The sequence below is a fragment of the Rhodococcus sp. NPDC080181 genome (assembly GCF_040702225.1).
In the GTDB taxonomy this organism is placed as follows: Bacteria; Actinomycetota; Actinomycetes; order Mycobacteriales; family Mycobacteriaceae; genus Rhodococcoides; species Rhodococcoides fascians.
Window position 1 is genome coordinate 1 of record NZ_JBFBKN010000039.1, and the last position, 16,397, is coordinate 16,397.

Annotated in this window: 16 protein-coding genes; 11 read left to right on the forward strand and 5 right to left on the reverse strand. The window is 64.1% G+C overall.

Translation table 11 applies throughout. The features are described from left to right. Window positions 1-86: 86 nt before the first annotated feature. Window positions 87-863, reverse strand: coding sequence for a DUF1206 domain-containing protein (locus tag AB0O58_RS25285; RefSeq protein ID WP_283551184.1), 777 nt, complete (start codon window positions 861-863; stop codon window positions 87-89). A gap of 484 nt (window positions 864-1,347) precedes the next feature. Between AB0O58_RS25285 and AB0O58_RS25290 the strand changes: the two genes are divergently transcribed. The 5 genes from AB0O58_RS25290 to AB0O58_RS25310 all read left to right on the forward strand — a co-directional run bounded on the left by AB0O58_RS25290 (window position 1,348) and on the right by AB0O58_RS25310 (window position 6,143). After that, complete coding sequence (locus AB0O58_RS25290; RefSeq protein WP_366238958.1) at window positions 1,348-3,003, forward strand: FAD-dependent oxidoreductase; 1,656 nt, start codon at window positions 1,348-1,350, stop codon at window positions 3,001-3,003. Then, window positions 3,000-4,433: an ATP-binding protein gene (locus AB0O58_RS25295; protein WP_366238959.1), complete on the forward strand. Its 1,434-nt coding sequence runs from the start codon at window positions 3,000-3,002 to the stop codon at window positions 4,431-4,433. Before AB0O58_RS25290 ends, AB0O58_RS25295 begins: the two co-directional genes overlap by 4 nt. Beyond that, window positions 4,430-4,774, forward strand: a complete 345-nt coding sequence (locus AB0O58_RS25300) for a UBP-type zinc finger domain-containing protein (protein WP_032369825.1) — start codon at window positions 4,430-4,432, stop codon at window positions 4,772-4,774. The genes AB0O58_RS25295 and AB0O58_RS25300 overlap by 4 nt, the downstream gene beginning before the upstream one ends. An 80-nt stretch (window positions 4,775-4,854) precedes the next feature. Beyond that, window positions 4,855-5,532, forward strand: coding sequence for a GPP34 family phosphoprotein (locus AB0O58_RS25305; RefSeq protein ID WP_027498453.1), 678 nt, complete (start codon window positions 4,855-4,857; stop codon window positions 5,530-5,532). A gap of 8 nt (window positions 5,533-5,540) precedes the next feature. After that, window positions 5,541-6,143 (forward strand): DJ-1/PfpI family protein, encoded by a 603-nt coding sequence (locus AB0O58_RS25310; protein ID WP_366238960.1) that lies wholly within the window; start codon window positions 5,541-5,543, stop codon window positions 6,141-6,143. Here the strand turns inward: AB0O58_RS25310 and AB0O58_RS25315 are convergent. Continuing rightward, on the reverse strand, window positions 6,123-6,470 hold the full coding sequence (locus AB0O58_RS25315) for a DoxX family protein (protein WP_366238961.1): 348 nt from the start codon (window positions 6,468-6,470) through the stop codon (window positions 6,123-6,125). The genes AB0O58_RS25310 and AB0O58_RS25315 overlap by 21 nt on opposite strands. 79 nt (window positions 6,471-6,549) lie before the next feature. Here AB0O58_RS25315 and AB0O58_RS25320 point away from each other — a divergent pair, with 79 nt between their 5' ends. Beyond that, window positions 6,550-6,879, forward strand: coding sequence for a helix-turn-helix domain-containing protein (locus AB0O58_RS25320; RefSeq protein WP_032365146.1), 330 nt, complete (start codon window positions 6,550-6,552; stop codon window positions 6,877-6,879). A 49-nt stretch (window positions 6,880-6,928) separates the two neighbouring features. Here the strand turns inward: AB0O58_RS25320 and AB0O58_RS25325 are convergent, their stop codons facing one another. Beyond that, on the reverse strand, window positions 6,929-8,797 hold the full coding sequence (locus AB0O58_RS25325; RefSeq protein ID WP_032382256.1) for a BCCT family transporter: 1,869 nt from the start codon (window positions 8,795-8,797) through the stop codon (window positions 6,929-6,931). A 265-nt stretch (window positions 8,798-9,062) separates the two neighbouring features. Between AB0O58_RS25325 and AB0O58_RS25330 the strand changes: the two genes are divergently transcribed. Beyond that, a complete protein-coding gene (locus AB0O58_RS25330) occupies window positions 9,063-9,980 on the forward strand; it encodes a serine/threonine-protein kinase (RefSeq protein WP_366238962.1) in 918 nt (305 codons plus the stop codon). A gap of 65 nt (window positions 9,981-10,045) precedes the next feature. On the opposite strand, the gene AB0O58_RS25335 is transcribed toward AB0O58_RS25330, so the two are convergent. Beyond that, window positions 10,046-11,527, reverse strand: coding sequence for an amino acid permease (locus AB0O58_RS25335; RefSeq protein WP_027498447.1), 1,482 nt, complete (start codon window positions 11,525-11,527; stop codon window positions 10,046-10,048). Window positions 11,528-11,933: 406 nt separating this feature from the next. On the opposite strand from AB0O58_RS25335, the gene groL reads away from it, so the two are divergent. From groL to AB0O58_RS25350, 3 genes are all read left to right on the forward strand, one after another. Further along, window positions 11,934-13,559, forward strand: a complete 1,626-nt coding sequence (groL, locus tag AB0O58_RS25340) for a chaperonin GroEL (RefSeq protein WP_008713461.1) — start codon at window positions 11,934-11,936, stop codon at window positions 13,557-13,559. Window positions 13,560-13,698: 139 nt separating this feature from the next. Beyond that, window positions 13,699-14,106, forward strand: a complete 408-nt coding sequence (locus AB0O58_RS25345; RefSeq protein ID WP_283312662.1) for a hypothetical protein — start codon at window positions 13,699-13,701, stop codon at window positions 14,104-14,106. A gap of 131 nt (window positions 14,107-14,237) precedes the next feature. Next, complete coding sequence (locus tag AB0O58_RS25350; protein WP_366238963.1) at window positions 14,238-15,119, forward strand: DDE-type integrase/transposase/recombinase; 882 nt, start codon at window positions 14,238-14,240, stop codon at window positions 15,117-15,119. 42 nt (window positions 15,120-15,161) lie between these two features. Here AB0O58_RS25350 and AB0O58_RS25355 read toward each other — a convergent pair whose 3' ends face one another. Continuing rightward, complete coding sequence (locus tag AB0O58_RS25355; RefSeq protein WP_283542723.1) at window positions 15,162-15,515, reverse strand: VOC family protein; 354 nt, start codon at window positions 15,513-15,515, stop codon at window positions 15,162-15,164. 92 nt (window positions 15,516-15,607) lie between these two features. On the opposite strand from AB0O58_RS25355, the gene AB0O58_RS25360 reads away from it, so the two are divergent. Beyond that, entirely contained in the window at window positions 15,608-16,396 is a 789-nt protein-coding gene (locus tag AB0O58_RS25360) for an RsiV family protein (RefSeq protein ID WP_366238964.1), read from the forward strand. The last annotated feature ends 1 nt before the right edge of the window (window position 16,397 follow it).

Here is a 16,397-nt window from a genome sequence, read left to right on the forward strand (position 1 = left end):
ATCATCCGCTGCCTCAAGCGAGCCGTCGCCCGCGAAATGTTCCAACATCTCACCCAGAAAACTGCCACTTGACACTCATAGGAGCATCACATGCGAGCGCGGCGGGCCAGAACGAATGCATACAGGCCGTACAGAGCGATTCCCACGCCGGCGAGGATCAACAGAACCTGCCCGTACGGCTGGGCTCCCAGGGTCTTGACGGCACCGTCGATTCCGGTGGCCTTGGATGGATCGGACTGCAGTACCGCTACGACGACGAGGATTCCCGCTCCCACGAGCGCCGTGCCCTTGGCCGCGTATCCGGCGATACCGAGTTTGACGACCGCTCCGCTCTGGCTGCCTTCGAGGTCGTCGAGGAAATTCTTCGAGACGCCCTTGTAAACGTGGTATCCGCCGACGCCGATGACGATCAGGGCGATGACGATCAGAACGAGCTTGCCGCCACCGGATTCCATCAATCGCGCGGAGTAGCCGGCGTTCTGTTGTCCGCTGGACTTACCGGACCCGGTCGCGAAACCGTAGGTGGAGAACGCGAAGGCAATGTAGACGACGGCCAGCGCCGCCGCCTTCAGTCGATCCATCGCGCTGCCCTCGTCGGAATCGGACTTCTTGCCGACGATGGCCTCGACGATGCGCCACAGGGCCAGTGCCACGAACGCGACGACGGCAACCCACAGTGCGATTTTGCCGCCGGGCTTCTCGGCCAGTTCGGCGAGTGCTCCGGACTGGTCGGCGTTGCCGCCCTGGCCGAACGCCAATCGGACGGCGATGTACCCGATCAGGATGTGCAGCACTCCGCTGACGAAGTGGCCGGCCCGGGCCGCCTTCTCGAATGCACCGTTGTCCTGGACCGAATTTGCCAGTGATTTACCTGTTGCCGAATGTGCCGACGTGGATTTTCCCGACGTGTTCACGAACGTTCCCCGATCAGTTGATGTGGGCCGATGTTTACCCCACCCAGAGCAGGGAGAAACGGTCTTTCGGCGCGAAACGCCGTACGAGATCCCAGATCGGCGTTAACGCCGGGCGGACACTGATCGATGTAGCAAGCGGAGTGTCGGGACCAACGAAGAAATTGTTCGGAGTGATCCACCGTGAAATTACAGTCGATAATGCGTCGTACCAGCAGTGATCTGCCCCTGTTGAAGAGCGCCAGGATGAGCGGCAGCCCGCGTACCTGGCCGGCCGAGAAGCTCGAGCGTCTGCTCACCCCGCAGGAGATCGATCTGATCAAGCGCGGCCGAATCTGACCCTGCTGTTCCCAGGCTCGACGTCGTCACTCACCTCCCGTAGCGGGCCCTGCGGTGGCATGCTCATGAGGTTGACGAGCACCAGTCCTGGAGGGTCATGAAACCGGTCATTCTCAGCGTCGACGACGATCCCGGAGTATCGCGTTCGGTCGCCCGCGACCTGCGTCGCCGGTACGGCGAGCAGTACCGCATCGTGCGGGCGGAATCCGGTGCCGGGGCGCTCGATGCACTGAAGGAATTGACGTTGCGCGGCACTCCGGTCGCTATCCTGTTGGCCGACTACCGCATGCCGAACATGAGCGGCATGGAATTTCTCGAACAGGCCATGGATCTGTTCCCGACGGCGCGGCGAATCCTGCTCACCGCGTATGCCGACACCGACGCTGCGATCGACGCCATCAACGTCATCGATCTCGACTACTACCTACTCAAGCCGTGGGACCCACCCGAGGAAAAGCTCTACCCCGTGCTCGACGCCCAACTCGAGGCCTGGTGCGCGTACGACCACCGAGCCGTCGAGGACACCAAGATCGTCGGCCACCGATGGTCTGCGCGGTCGTCGGAGATTCGCGAGTTTCTCGCCCGCAATCGACTGCCGTACCGCTGGTACATGTCCGACGAGTCCGAGGGCGCGCGTCTGCTGGCCGCGGCCGGAGTGGCAGACGACCGGCTCCCGGTGGTCATCACCACCGAAGGTGACGCGCTGATCGAGCCGTCCGATGCCGAACTCGGCAACCGCCTGGGGCTGACGGTCTCACCGTCGGAAGAGTTCTACGACCTCGTCGTCATCGGCGGCGGCCCGGCCGGTCTCGGCGCTGCGCTCTACGGCGCGTCCGAGGGACTGCGCACCACGTTGATCGAGCGCACTGCGACGGGCGGGCAGGCCGGGCAGAGTTCACGCATCGAGAACTACCTCGGCTTTCCCGACGGCGTCTCGGGTGCACAACTCGCGGAGCGGGCTCGGCGGCAGGCGCTGAAGTTCGGTGCCGAGGTGGTCACCACGCAGGACGTCGTGGCCTTGGAGACCAACGGCGCTGCGCGGACCGTGCGATTCGCCGACGGCCGCAGCATCAGCGCCCAGACGATCATCCTGTCCACCGGCGTCGCCTACCGCCGGTTGGAGGCCCCCGGAATCGACGACTTCACCGGCCGCGGGGTGTTCTACGGGTCGGCGATGACCGAGGCAGCTCGCTGCGCCGAGCAGGACGTCTTCATCGTCGGCGGCGCGAACTCGGCCGGCCAGGCAGCGGTCTATCTTTCGCGAGGCGCGAGGTCGGTGACGATCCTGATCCGCGCGGCGTCCCTCGAAGCATCGATGTCGTACTACCTCATCAAGCAGATCGAGGAGAACCCGAAGATCAGCGTTCGGCCGTGCACCGAGGTCGTCGGCGTCTCCGGTGACGGGCACCTGGAGCAGATCACGCTGCACAACAGGGCAACCGACGAGACGACGACGGTGGACGCGCAGTATCTGTTCCTGTTCATCGGCGCGGCACCGCGTACCGATTGGCTCGACGGCGTGCTCGTTCGTGACGATCATGGATTCGTGGTGACGGGCCCCGATCTGGTGGTCGACGGCCGCGGTCCTGCCGGGTGGACACCCGCGCGGTTGCCGCATCACCTCGAGACGAGCGTGCCGGGAGTGTTCGCGGCCGGGGACGTCCGGTCGGACTCGGCCAAGCGGGTTGCCTCGGCAGTGGGAGAAGGAGCGATGGCCGTGATGTTGGTGCACAGATACCTGGCAAATCCGTGAACGCGCCCCTGTGCGATCCGGAGGAGTTGCGGACGCTGTTCTTGTTCGAGCAGCTCACCGACGCACAGCTCGCCGAGCTGTGTCGAGACGGCCGTATCGAAACGATCGAGCCGGGGCCGGTGTACGCGGAGGGCGACCCAGCGACGTGCTTCTACGTGTTGATCGAGGGCTCGGTGGTGCTCTCGAAGCTCTCGGGCGGGGAAGACCTGGTGGTCAATCGCACCTCGCAGCGCGGGGTGTATGCCGGTGCGTGGCAGGCGTATCTGGGCGATCGAGTACCGCAGACCTACCAGGGTTCGATGCGGGTGACCGCGCAGTCCCGGTTCTTCGTCCTCGATGCCGACTGCTTCGCCTCGATCGTGCGCGAGTGGTTCCCGATGGCCCTCCATCTGCTCGAGGGATTGTTCTTCGGAAACCAGAACACCAAGCAGGTCGTCGAGCAACGAGAACGCTTGTTGGCGTTGGGTTCTCTGTCGGCCGGGTTGACGCACGAGCTGAACAATCCGGCCGCGGCCGCGGTGCGGGCGACGTCCGCGTTGCGGAATCGGGTGGCGCACATGCGGCAGAAGCTGGCGATGATTGCCGGCGGGACTCTCGATCGCTCGAGCTTGTCGCATCTGGTCGGACTGCAGAACGAGGCCGTGGAACTGGTGGCCAAGGCACCCAAGTTGACGGCCATGGAAGCGTCGGACCGGGAGGACGAGCTCGGAGAGTGGTTCGACGACAAGGGAATCGACGGGGGATGGGATCTGGCCCCCACTTTCGTCTCGGCGGGTCTCGACGTGCCGTGGCTGGATCGGGTCTCGGCGACGGTGGGGGATCCGGCCATGCTCGAAGGGGCGATCAGGTGGCTCAACTACACGGTGGAAACCGAGTTGTTGATGAACGAGATCTCGGATTCGACCACTCGGATCTCCACTCTGGTCGGCGCGGCCAAGCAGTATTCGCAGATGGATCGAGCGCCATATCAGACGGTGGATGTTCGGGAACTGCTCGACAGTACGCTGATCATGTTGGGGCGCAAGATCGGTGACGATATCCGCGTGGTGAAGGAATACGACCCGTCGGTACCGCCCATTCCTGCGTATGCCGCCGAGCTCAATCAGGTGTGGACCAATCTGATCGACAATGCGGTGCAGGCCATGGAGGGTCGCGGCACGCTCACCGTCCGCACACTTCTCGACGACGATCAGGTGCAGATCGAGGTGTGCGATACCGGACCCGGTGTGCCGGAGGGCATTCGGTCGCGAATATTCGAGCCGTTCTTCACCACCAAGGCCGTCGGTGAGGGCACGGGGCTCGGTCTGGACATCTCGTGGCGGATCGTGGTGAAGAAACATCAGGGCGATCTGCGAGTGGTGTCCCAGCCGGGGGACACCCGATTCATCGTGCGACTGCCCGTTCATCCAGCAATCGAGGAGGCATCATGACAATCGACGGTATCGATCCGACAGTCCCGCCGTCCGGCCCGGGCTGCGTGGAGTGCACGCAGACGCAGGGGTGGTGGGTGCATCTGCGGCGGTGTGCGCAGTGCGGGCACATCGGGTGCTGTGATTCGTCTCCGTCGCAGCACGCCAGCAAGCACGCCGAATCCACTCGGCACCAGTTCGTGCGCAGCTTCGAGCCCGGCGAGGACTGGTTCTACAACTACGAGGACGAGCAGATGTACGACGGGCCCGAACTTGCTCCGCCGCAACATCATCCGCTCGACCAGACGGTTCCGGGCCCCCGTGAACGGGTGCCCTCGAATTGGCAGAGTCTGATCAACTGAGTGGGCGGGGCCGACTGAACAGTCGATTTCGCGCGGATGAACACCGCAAATCGAGTGCGCACTGTGGGTAATCTCGCAGCATGACCTTGATTGCGGAGGACCTGCTGCTGTTGTTGCTCGACGACGAATCGGGCAAGCCATCGGCCGATTCCACCAAGTTGCCCCGTGTTCTCGCGGGCGCCCTGGTCGTCGAGCTCGCCCTGGGCGGGTCGCTCCGCATCACCGGTCCCGGTGAGCAGACCAAGAAGGACCACGTCGTCGTCGCGGGAGATCCGCCCGCGGACCCGTTGCTGCGCCGGGTGTTCGATCTGGTGGCAACGGCGTCGCGGCCGATGAAGCCGCAGAAGGTGATCGAGAAGTCGCAGAAGAATCTGGCGAAGGAACTGGCTGCGCGTCTGGTCGCGCAGGGCTTCGTCACCGAGAAGCAGGACAAGGTCTGGGGGCTTTTCCCGACGACGACGTGGCCGGCTCGCGACACCTCGCGGGAGAAGGTGCTGCGGGATGCACTGCGGAGTGCTCTCGTCGACGGCACAACGCCGACGCCGCATTCGGCTGCTCTGATCTCACTGATCTCGGCAGTCGATCTGACGCACAAGGTCATCGTCGATGCCGACAAGAAGGTGCTGAAGACGAGGGCCAAACAGATCGCCGAGGGTGAGTGGGCGGGTGCAGCTGTCCGCAAAGCGGTCTCGGACGTCAATGCCGCGGTGACGGCAGCGATCATGGTGCCCGTCATCGTTTCGACCACGAGCAGCTGAGGGCGAAAATGAGAAGTATTGCGATTCTGTTGTTCGACAACGTCGAGGTGCTCGATGCCTGCGGGCCGTTCGAGGTGTTCTCGGTGGCCAATCGGGTGGCCCAACGTGCCGGTAGCGCGGTGCCTTTCGACGTGACGCTCGTCGGGCTCGACGACGCAGCGGTACGCGCGCGAGGTGGGATGAGGATCGGCGTCGACACCACGATCGACGATCCACGGACCTACGACCTCGTCCTGGTTCCCGGGGGTGTCGTCGACGCGATCGAAGCGGACGGCCGAGTTCTTCAGTGGCTGCAGCGACTTCGACCCACCGCAGAAGTTGTCGCATCGGTGTGCACCGGTGCCTTCGTTCTCGCCGCGGCGGGCCTGCTCGATTCGCGCCCGGTCACCACGCACTGGGAGGACCTCGACCTGTTGCGCACGCGCTGGCCTGCGCTGGCTGTGCACGAGGGAGTTCGATACGTCGACCACGGTGATCTGGCGACGTCGGCCGGTATCAGTGCAGGCCTGGACCTTGCGCTGCATCTGGTCGCGCGGTGGACGAGCGCCGATCAGGCTCTCGCCACCGCGGGCCAGATGGACTACGACTGGTCAGGCGCTGAGCACCCGTAGGGCCAGGGCGACGACGGCGAACACGGCCAGGCCTGCCGCCGGCCCGAATTCCTTGTCCTTGATGCGCAGGTGCGCGACGACTGCTCCGACGAAGTACGCGATGACGCCGATGGCTGCCGCGACCCCGATCGGCCATGCGAACAGGCCGACGAGCAGGCCGATGGCACCGAGGATCTCGGCGTAGGCCAACCACGGAATCTTGTCTGCGGGCACGCCCACCTGTTCGAGCATCGGGACGACGGACGGGTTGCGCGTCAACTTCCCGACCGCGGAGAACGTGAGTGCCACGGCCAGCAGCACCGATACGGCGACTGTTGCGATGAACATGAGCCCTGCTTTCATTTCTGAGGCCACTAGTGAATCAGAAGTGGCAAGGCAGACAGTAGCACTTCGGTACGGTGGGGTCATGGCCGCGAACGAACCCACTCACGAACCTCGTGCCTGCGACGGAGCTCTGACCAAAGCGTTCGGCTTCCTCGGCAAACGATGGAACGGAATTCTGCTGGCCACCCTGATGAACGGGTCGATGGGATTCGCGGACCTACGCCGGGCCGTCGGTGGCATCAGCGATTCGGTCCTGTCCGAGCGGCTCGGGGAGCTCGGCAAAGCCGGCCTGGTCCAGCGAACAGTGGACAACGGACCGCCGCTCTCGGTGCAGTACAGCCTTACGCCGTCCGGTGCGGCGCTGCTGCCGTCCCTGCAAGCACTGACCGACTGGGCTTCGAAAAACCTCTGACCCCCGCGAACATGTCGCGAGGGCCAGAGATCGGTGGGTGAGAAGGTGCTCAGTCCGCGTTCTTGCTGACGTTCTGGCCTTCGGCCGAATCTGCGAACTCCTGGGTGTCGAACACTTCGCCGCCCAGCGGATCGACCGGTGCGTTGTCACCGGAGTACTCGACCGCACCCGTCTCGGGGTGAATCTCGAGTTGTTCGGTGGGCACCTCGTGCACCGCCAGTACGACGCTGCCGTCCGTGCGCGGCGGCGTCACCCCTTCCCGAGACGGTGCCAAGCCGGAGAATGTCGACGAAATCCCGGCACTCACTCGCTTGCGTGCCGCCGGTGACACCGGTGCTGCCTGAGGCTCGTCCTCCCCGACATCGGGTGTCGCGGTGACGCGCAGGTACCGCGGGGTGGTGGCGACGTCGTAGCGGAAGGCCTTGAGCATCGACACGCATGCCAGCACCAACACGATCGAGAACGGTACTGCCGTGGCTATCGACATCGTCTGCAGGGCAGTCAGAGAACTGGTTCCTCCGATCAGCAGCAGCACGGCCGCAGCCACGCCCTGCAGGACGGCCCAGTAGACCCGCGTGATCTTCGGGGTTTCCAGCTCGCCGCCGGTCGCGAGGATGTCGATCACCAGCGAGCCGGAGTCCGAGGACGTCACGAAGAAGAACACGATCACAGCAATGGCTATGACGCTGGTCAACGCCGCAATCGGCAGACCGTCGAGCACCTGGAACAGACTGGTGTTGGTGTTCACGGCCCCTTCGGCGTCGAGCAGATCGCCGTCGTTGCGCTGACGCAGAATGCCCGTGTCACCGAAGATCGTGAACCACAGCGAACCGACGATGGTCGGTGCAAGCAGTACGCCGAAGACGAATTCACGGATGGTGCGACCGCGAGAGATGCGGGCGATGAACATGCCGACGAAGGGTGCCCAGCTCATCCACCAGCCCCAGTAGAAGATGGTCCAGCCGCCGGCCCAACCGTCGTCGGAGAACGGAGAGGTGCGCAGCGCCAACTCGGGCAGGGCCTGGACGTAACCGCCGAGATTCTGCACCCAGGACTGCATCAGGAAGAGCGTCGGGCCGAGGAGCAGCACGAACAGGGCGAGCGCAGCTGCCAGACCCATGTTGATGTTGGACAGCCACTTGAGGCCCTTGGACACTCCACTGACCACCGAGAAGGTGGCGATGCCGGTGATGGCGGCGATGAGCAGGATGACGAACCAGTTGGTGGTCTCCACCCAGCCGAGGTATTCCAGCCCCGCCGAAATCTGCTGTACACCGAATCCGAGCGAGGTCGCCACACCGAACAGGGTGCCGACGATGGCGACCGTATCGATGGTGTGCCCGATTGCGCCCTCGATGCGCTTGCGGCCCAGCAGTGGCTCGAGCAGCCAACGCACGGTCAGCGGGCGACCCTTGCGGTAGGTCATGTACGCCATACCGAGGCCGACGACCACGTAGATGGCCCATGCGTGCAGACCCCAGTGGAAGAGCGTCAGCTCCATCGCCTGGCGTGCGGACGCGTCGGTGCTGCCGGGGATGCCTCCGGCCTCGGGTGGTGTCACGTAGTGCGAGAGGGGCTCGGCGACGCCGTAGAACACCAGGCCGATGCCCATGCCGGCGCTGAAGAGCATCGCGAACCAGGACAGGACGCCGAACTCCGGCTTCTCGTCGTCTCGGCCCAGGCGAATATTGCCGACCCTACTGAGGCCGCAGTACAGCGCGAACAGTACGAAGCCGGTCGCGGCGAGGATGTACCACCAGCCGACGCCGGACGTGATCGCCTTGTTGAGTGTGTCGAACGAATCCGCCGCGGTGCTCGAATAGACCACGGAGAAGGCGATCATGACGAAGATGATGACGGACGCGGGCACGAAGACCGGTTTGAGCAGTCCTCCCCACGCTTCCTTCACAGCTTTCATTTACTTGACTTCCTTTGAACTCGAGTCACGGTGATCGGCTGACCACTATCGGTATGCCGTTATATTTCTCTTGTTTCGGTCAAGTACCGGTAAACACCATAAGCGACATCGGCGCTGGTGGCGAAACTGCCGCACGCCCCGGCGGCACCACCGAGTCGCCGGAATGTGCCCCGCGGACTACAGTTCTGTCGATGCTGCGGCCTCGTCCGATCGTCCCTCTCGTGAGCCTGTGGGCTGTGAGTGAGGCTGCGCAGCTGGTGATTCCATGACGCCCGGCCAGCTGCAGCCGGGTTCGGAGTTCGCCGGCTTCCGGGTGCAGCGTCGCCTCGGGGTCGGCGGCATGAGTGAGGTGTACCTCGTACTCGGCCGCGGACACGATCGGCTCGAAGCTCTGAAGATCCTCGACTGCGACGCCTCGCGCTCGCCGCGACTGCGCACCAAATTTCGGACCGAGGCCACGGTGGCCGAGCTGCTGGTGCATCCGAACATCGTGTCGGTGCACGAACACGGTGAGTTCGAGGGCCAGTTGTGGATGTCGATGCACTACGTCGACGGGTACAGCGCGGCGCGGTTGGTCGCTCGCGGTCAGATCGCTCTCGACGTCTCCCGGGTGGCGCGCATCGTCGCCGAGGTGGCCAAGGGCCTCGACTATGCCCACTCGAACGGCGTCCTGCACCGCGACGTCAAGCCGTCGAACATCCTCATCTCCACCGAGCGGGTGGACGGGTACGAGCAGGTGTTGTTGTCCGACTGGGGAATTGCGCGTCTGGTCGACGACTCGACGCCGCTGGTCGTCGGCGGAACGGTACTGGCGTCCATCCACTACGCGGCACCGGAACTGCTGCGCGGGGGAGTGCTGAGCGCGCAGACCGACGTCTACGCATTGGGGGCGACGCTGGTCGAATTGCTGACCGGGCGAACGCCGTACCCGTTGGCCACGCCGCTCGCGATCACCGCCGCACATCTGTCGGCCGAACCGCCTGCGGTGACGAGGCGTCGGCGATCACTGCCGCGGGGTCTCGACGCGGTGGTCGCACGCGCGTTGGCCAAGGACCCGGCGGATCGATTCCAGACCTGCGTGGAGCTTGCCGATGCCGTGGCTGCTGCTGTTTCTGCCGGAGTGCCGGAGCCGCCGGCGCGACGCTCACCGTTCACCCGCTCGCGATGGCTCAGGTTTTCTTGACTCCATGAGCAGGGCCCCGCATCGGGTCGATGCGGGGCCCTGGCTCGAGAGGGGGTTGGGAAGGGTCACTCCTCCGGTTCGGTCGGACGGTTGGCCACCACCGGGTACTGGCCGGTGTAGCCCATTCGTTCTTCGGCCACCGAGAGCACCTTGGTGCGCACCAGGAACCAGCCGCCGATCAGTGCGGGGATGATGACGACGAGGGTCGCGATGGTCCACGAGCCGATCGGGGCATCGAAGGCCATCAGGACCAGCACGCCGAACAGGAACACCAGCGTCGCGTAGCTCGTGTACGGCGCACCGAACAGTCGGAACTTGGGCCGCTTCAGGATGCCCTTCTTGGACCAGCGGTACAGCTGAATCTGGCACAGCACGATGGTCGCCCAGCTGGCGATGATGCCCAGTGCGGACATGTTCAGCACGATCTCGAAGGCCTCGCCGGGCGCGATGGCGTTGAGGGCGACACCGAACAGGGTGATGAAGCAGGTCAGAAGAATGCCGCCGAACGGTACTCCGCCCTTGGTCATCTTCTTGGTGAATTCCGGTGCGCTGCCGTTCATCGCCATCGACCGCAGAATTCGGCCGGTCGAGTAGAGACCGGCGTTGAGGCTGGACAGCGCCGCGGTGAGCACCACGATGTTCATGATGGTGCCCGCGCCGCCGAGGCCGATGCTCGAGAAGAACGTCACGAACGGCGAGGTACCGGCCTGATATGCGGTGTACGGCAACAGTAGTGCGAGCAGTACCAGCGAGCCGACGTAGAAGAGTGCGATACGGGCGATGACCGAGTTGATCGCCCGCGGCATGATCTTCTCCGGGTTCTCGGTCTCACCGGCGGCGGTACCCACCAGTTCCACTGCAGCATAGGCGAACACGACGCCCGAGATGACGATGACCAGGGGCCACGCGCCGGACGGGAACAGACCGCCGTTGTCGGTGATCAAGCTGATTCCGGGCATCTCGGAGCCGACGGGGATGCGGCCGGCCAGGAAGACGATGCCGACGATCAAGAAGGTCACCAGCGCGATGACCTTGATCATGGCCGCCCAGAACTCCATTTCACCGAACCACTTGACCGACACCAGGTTCAGGCTCATCACCAGAACCAGTGCGACCAAGGCGATGGCCCACTGCGGAATCACCTCGAAACTTCCCCAGTAATGCATGTAGGTCGCGATGGCCGTGACGTCGACGATGGCCGTCATCGCCCAGTTGAGGAAGTACATCCACCCGGCGACGAATGCGGCCTTCTCGCCGAAGAACTCGCGAGCGTACGAGACGAAGCTGCCCGACGACGGGCGGTGCAACACCAATTCGCCGAGGGCGCGGAGAATGAAGAAGACGAAAATTCCACAGAGGGCGTAGGCGAGGAACAGGCCGGGGCCGGCACTGGCGAGGCGTCCGCCCGCGCCGAGGAACAGGCCGGTGCCGATTGCGCCACCGATCGCGATCATCTGCAACTGTCGAGGTTTGAGGCCCTTGTGGTAGCCCTCTTCCTCGTGGTCCATCGCCGAGTTGTCGTACGACGTGTCGACCGTATCGGACATATTCGATCCTCACTGTCGCTTTTGCGGGGGTTTGCCCGAATTTTTCGGGTGTCGAAACCGTTGTCGCTCAACGGTATTAGCGTCGCGGGTTCGATGCACAGTATTCGGATGTTAACAATGCGTCCGGGTGTGAACAGTGTGTGACGGATACCGGCTCGGCCGAGCATCTGCTCGAGACCTGCGTCCCGCGGTGGCGTCGAGCATGGGGGGTGCGGCGGTTCGCTGGCGGCGGACGACCTTGCACTCACCATGGGCGAGTGCTAGAAATGCAGTTGGCACTCTCGACACGTGAGTGCCAGGTCGGGACACGGTGAGGCCGGGGAATCAACGACACCCCTGGTCGTCCGTCGCGGGCACCGAGCTCGGCCAGCAATGTGTCACCCCCAATCCGGAGGATCACTTCGCAATGGCCAAGATCATCGCGTTCGACGAAGAGGCACGCCGTGGCCTCGAGCGAGGCCTCAATGCCCTCGCCGACGCAGTAAAGGTGACGTTGGGCCCCAAAGGTCGCAACGTCGTACTCGAGAAGAAGTGGGGAGCTCCCACGATCACCAACGATGGTGTTTCCATCGCCAAGGAGATCGAGCTCGAAGATCCCTACGAGAAGATCGGTGCCGAGCTCGTCAAGGAGGTCGCCAAGAAGACCGACGACGTCGCAGGCGACGGCACCACCACCGCTACCGTTCTCGCTCAGGCACTCGTCCGTGAAGGCCTGCGCAACGTCGCAGCCGGCGCGAACCCGCTCGGCCTCAAGCGCGGCATCGAGAAGGCTGTTGCAGCCGTCACCGAGTCGCTGCTCGCGTCCGCCAAGGAGATCGACACCAAGGAGCAGATCGCTGCTACCGCTGGCATCTCCGCAGGCGACCCGTCCATCGGCGAGCTCATCGCCGAGGCAATGGACAAGGTCGGCAAGGAAGGCGTCATCACGGTCGAGGAGTCCAACACCTTCGGCCTGCAGCTCGAGCTCACCGAGGGCATGCGCTTCGACAAGGGCTACATCTCGGCGTACTTCGCCACCGATGCAGAGCGTCAGGAAGCCGTCCTCGAAGACGCGTACATCCTGCTCGTCAGCTCCAAGATCAGCACCGTCAAGGACCTGCTGCCGCTGCTGGAGAAGGTCATCCAGTCCGGCAAGCCGCTCGTCATCATCGCCGAGGACGTCGAGGGCGAAGCTCTCTCCACACTCGTGGTGAACAAGATCCGTGGCACCTTCAAGTCCGTCGCCGTCAAGGCTCCCGGATTCGGTGACCGTCGCAAGGCGCAGCTCGCCGACATCGCCATCCTCACCGGTGGCGAGGTCATCAGCGAAGAGGTCGGCCTCTCCCTGGAGACCGCCGGACTCGAGCTGCTCGGTCAGGCACGCAAGGTCGTCATCACCAAGGACGAGACCACCATCGTCGAAGGCTCGGGAGATTCCGACGCCATCGCCGGTCGCGTCAACCAGATCCGCGCCGAGATCGAGAACTCCGATTCCGACTACGACCGCGAGAAGCTGCAGGAGCGCCTGGCCAAGCTGGCCGGTGGCGTTGCAGTCATCAAGGCCGGAGCGGCAACCGAGGTCGAGCTCAAGGAGCGCAAGCACCGCATCGAAGATGCAGTGCGCAACGCCAAGGCAGCCGTCGAAGAAGGCATCGTCGCCGGTGGCGGCGTGGCACTGCTCCAGGCAGCGCCCGCACTCGACAACCTCAAGCTCGACGGTGACGAGGCAACCGGCGTGAACATCGTTCGCGTCGCACTGTCCGCCCCGCTCAAGCAGATCGCATTCAACGCAGGCCTCGAGCCCGGCGTCGTTGCGGACAAGGTCTCCAACCTGCCCGCAGGTCACGGCCTCAACGCCGCGACCAACGAGTACGAGGACCTGCTCGCTGCAGGCATCAACGACCCGGTCAAGGTCACCCGCTCGGCACTGCAGAACGCAGCGTCCATCGCGGCTCTGTTCCTCACCACCGAGGCCGTCGTCGCCGACAAGCCCGAGAAGGCCGGAGCGCCCGCTGGCGATCCGACCGGTGGCATGGGCGGCATGGACTTCTGAGTCCCGTCTTGCACTGAAGAAGCCCGGCACCTTTCGAGGTGCCGGGCTTTTTCACGTTCGAATCGGGTGCAACCAGCCGCGCTCACCCTCTTTGCCAGGCTGCTTGTGAGTCGAGATCAAGTGGCGGAGGAGAGTCGTGATGACGGTCGATACAGGTTTCACCGGGGAACAGATCCGACAGTTTGTGTTCGAGTACTGCGGTCTGCGGCATGGGCAGCGTGGCGCGTGGATGGAGGCGCGTCCGCATATCTCGAAGCGAATGATGGCGCGCTGGCGTTCAGCTGTCTTCGACGGTGATGTGGACCGCGGGCTGGTTCCGCGTCAGACTGGGGCCATGCACGTAGCACCGGGTGATCGACAGTCGTCGATGCAGCGTCGGGAGATCGACCGAGCCCGCCATGAAGAGGAGTTGGAGCGCCGAGACGCCCGAATCCGGCAACTCGAGGAGACCAACGAACTGCTGGGAAAAGCTATCGGGCTTTTGCACGCGATGAACGTGCCCGAGCCCGCCGACACCCCGACGAAGAACGATCCCATCGATTCCTGACTACCGAGAACACCCTCGTCCGCGAGCTGACGTCGTCGGCCGGTTCGGTGCGCAGTGCCCTGACGGTAGTGGGGCTCTCTCGCTCGACGTGGCACTACCGCCACAGTCCACGTCCTGCAGTCGAACAGCCTGTGCACCAACGAGATCGGCGGTACTCGAATCGCATCGACAGCATCGATCGAGTTCAGGTCGAAGCGTTGATCGTCACCGGATGGGAGGCCGGCAACTCGGTCGATCACTCCTTCGCCACCGCCTGGGACAACGGAACGATGATGGCGTCGCGTCGCTCGTGGTGGCGCATCGCAACAGCGGTCCTCGACCAACGCAACCGCCCGAAAACACCGACCAAGAAGAGCACCCGCACCCCGCGCCGGATGCCCGTCCACACCGCTACCGCACCCGGTCAGGTGTGGAGTTGGGACATCACCGATCTGCACTCACCGTGGCGCGGTGCATCGTTCAAGGCGTACTCGATCATCGACATTCACTCCCGGTTGATCGCAGGGTGGCGCGTGGAGGAACGAGAGAGCGATCACCTCGCCGCGGAGATGTTCGAGACGGCCATACAGCGTTACGGCGCACCGTTATTCGTCCATGCGGACTCCGGTGCAGCGATGCGCTCGAACACCCTCAGAAACTGTCTGACCGCACACGGAGTGCAGCTCACGCACAACCGGCCGTACGTCAGTAACGACAATCCGTTCTCCGAGTCCGAGTTCCGGACCATGAAATACCGGCCGAACTACCCGGGCATCTTCTCCGACATCGATGCCGCCCGCGGACACCTCACCGACTACGTTCACTGGTACAACACCGACCACAAACATTCCGGCATTGCACTGTTCTCACCCGCAGACGTGCACTCCGGGAACTGGCGACAGTTATGGACCGACCGCGATCGCGCCCAACAGGCCTACTACGACCTGCATCCCGAACGGTTCCGAGCTCGTCCACACACACCCCGGCCCGCATCGAGCGTGGGAATCAACAACAACCGACTCCAGACAGCTTGACATCGAGCGTCAGCGCGGTCGGCTGCACCCGATGTGCTGTAGTCAGTCCCGGTGATACGCGATGTTGACGACGTTGCCGTCGGGAGCGCGAACGAAGAAGCGGCGCACACCCCACGGCTCGGTCGTCAATGGGTGCACGATCTCGTAGCCCAGTTTCAGCGCTTCGGCGTACGCGCCATCGACATCGTCGGTGTGCACCGACATCACCGAATCCTCGGGTGCGCTCCGGTCGCTCGTCACCAGCTGAACGCTCACCGGGCGATCGGGTGACGACAGCCGCGCGACCCACCCCATATCGAACTCCTCGGATTTCAGACCGAGAAACTCGGTGTAGAACGATTTGGCCTCGTCGACGTCCGGAACCCGCAGGTTGGTGATGATGCTCGTCGTTTTCATCGAACTCCCTTTCCGAACGTGGGCCGGTCGGAGACCCGGGAGGTTCGACGCTAGCAGCGGAGTTGCCGGCTGTTCGGTGGTTAGTGTGGGTCATGACGCGAATCCGCTCGATGACGGTCGCACTCGCTCTGGCAGCGGCCGTCGCGGGCTGCTCCACCTCGGGAACTGCCACGCCCGTATCTGCACCGACCACAACCGATGTCACCGCCACCATCGATCGAGCCGCGCCGACGACTACAACGCCAACCACTACCTCGAGTGCCGCCGAGCCGTACGTTGTCGGCAGCACCCGGGTCACGGGATCGACAGCGCGTGCGTCTTACGACGTCGCGATTCCACAGCTGAGCGGCGGCAATCCGGCCGTGACAGCCGAATTCAACGAGTCGATGCGCGCGGCGTTGCAGGACCAGATCGACCGCGACTACGGGAACGACTTCGCCCTCAGCGACGGCTATTCGAAGGGGCAGACCCACGTCGGTCGACGCGTGATCAGTGCCGAACAGATCACCGATTGGATCGCTGTGCCGCCCGGAGCGCACGGTAATTCACTGCTTGCGACCGTGACGATCGATGCCGATACGGCGCAGCCGATCTCCCTCGGCGATGCCTTCACCGATCTGGATGCCGGCTTGTCTCGACTGTCCGATCGAGCAGCGGCAATTCTCCCGTCCACCCGCGCAGGCGACAGCTTCGAGCGCTCGGGCATCGAGCCGACGGAGGCCAACTTCGCGAACTGGACGGCATCGCCGGACGGTATGAACATTCACTTCGGTGACTACCAGGTGGGGGCCTATGGCATCGGCCTCATCACGATCACGGTCCCATGGACCGACCTGTCCGACGTCCTCGCTCCCGGCATGGAGGACGTGCTGAGCAGCTGAC

Excerpts from the sequence above, each read along its gene's own strand:
- AB0O58_RS25290 (WP_366238958.1), top strand. The coding sequence starts at position 1,348 with ATGAAACCGGTCATTCTCAGCGTCGACGACGATCCCGGAGTATCGCGT.
- AB0O58_RS25300 (WP_032369825.1), top strand. The coding sequence starts at position 4,430 with ATGACAATCGACGGTATCGATCCGACAGTCCCGCCGTCCGGCCCGGGC.
- AB0O58_RS25305 (WP_027498453.1), top strand. The coding sequence starts at position 4,855 with ATGACCTTGATTGCGGAGGACCTGCTGCTGTTGTTGCTCGACGACGAA.
- AB0O58_RS25310 (WP_366238960.1), top strand. The coding sequence starts at position 5,541 with ATGAGAAGTATTGCGATTCTGTTGTTCGACAACGTCGAGGTGCTCGAT.
- AB0O58_RS25315 (WP_366238961.1), bottom strand. The coding sequence starts at position 6,470 with ATGTTCATCGCAACAGTCGCCGTATCGGTGCTGCTGGCCGTGGCACTC.
- AB0O58_RS25320 (WP_032365146.1), top strand. The coding sequence starts at position 6,550 with ATGGCCGCGAACGAACCCACTCACGAACCTCGTGCCTGCGACGGAGCT.
- AB0O58_RS25325 (WP_032382256.1), bottom strand. The coding sequence starts at position 8,797 with ATGAAAGCTGTGAAGGAAGCGTGGGGAGGACTGCTCAAACCGGTCTTC.
- AB0O58_RS25330 (WP_366238962.1), top strand. The coding sequence starts at position 9,063 with ATGACGCCCGGCCAGCTGCAGCCGGGTTCGGAGTTCGCCGGCTTCCGG.
- AB0O58_RS25335 (WP_027498447.1), bottom strand. The coding sequence starts at position 11,527 with ATGTCCGATACGGTCGACACGTCGTACGACAACTCGGCGATGGACCAC.
- groL (WP_008713461.1), top strand. The coding sequence starts at position 11,934 with ATGGCCAAGATCATCGCGTTCGACGAAGAGGCACGCCGTGGCCTCGAG.
- AB0O58_RS25345 (WP_283312662.1), top strand. The coding sequence starts at position 13,699 with ATGACGGTCGATACAGGTTTCACCGGGGAACAGATCCGACAGTTTGTG.
- AB0O58_RS25355 (WP_283542723.1), bottom strand. The coding sequence starts at position 15,515 with ATGAAAACGACGAGCATCATCACCAACCTGCGGGTTCCGGACGTCGAC.
- AB0O58_RS25360 (WP_366238964.1), top strand. The coding sequence starts at position 15,608 with ATGACGCGAATCCGCTCGATGACGGTCGCACTCGCTCTGGCAGCGGCC.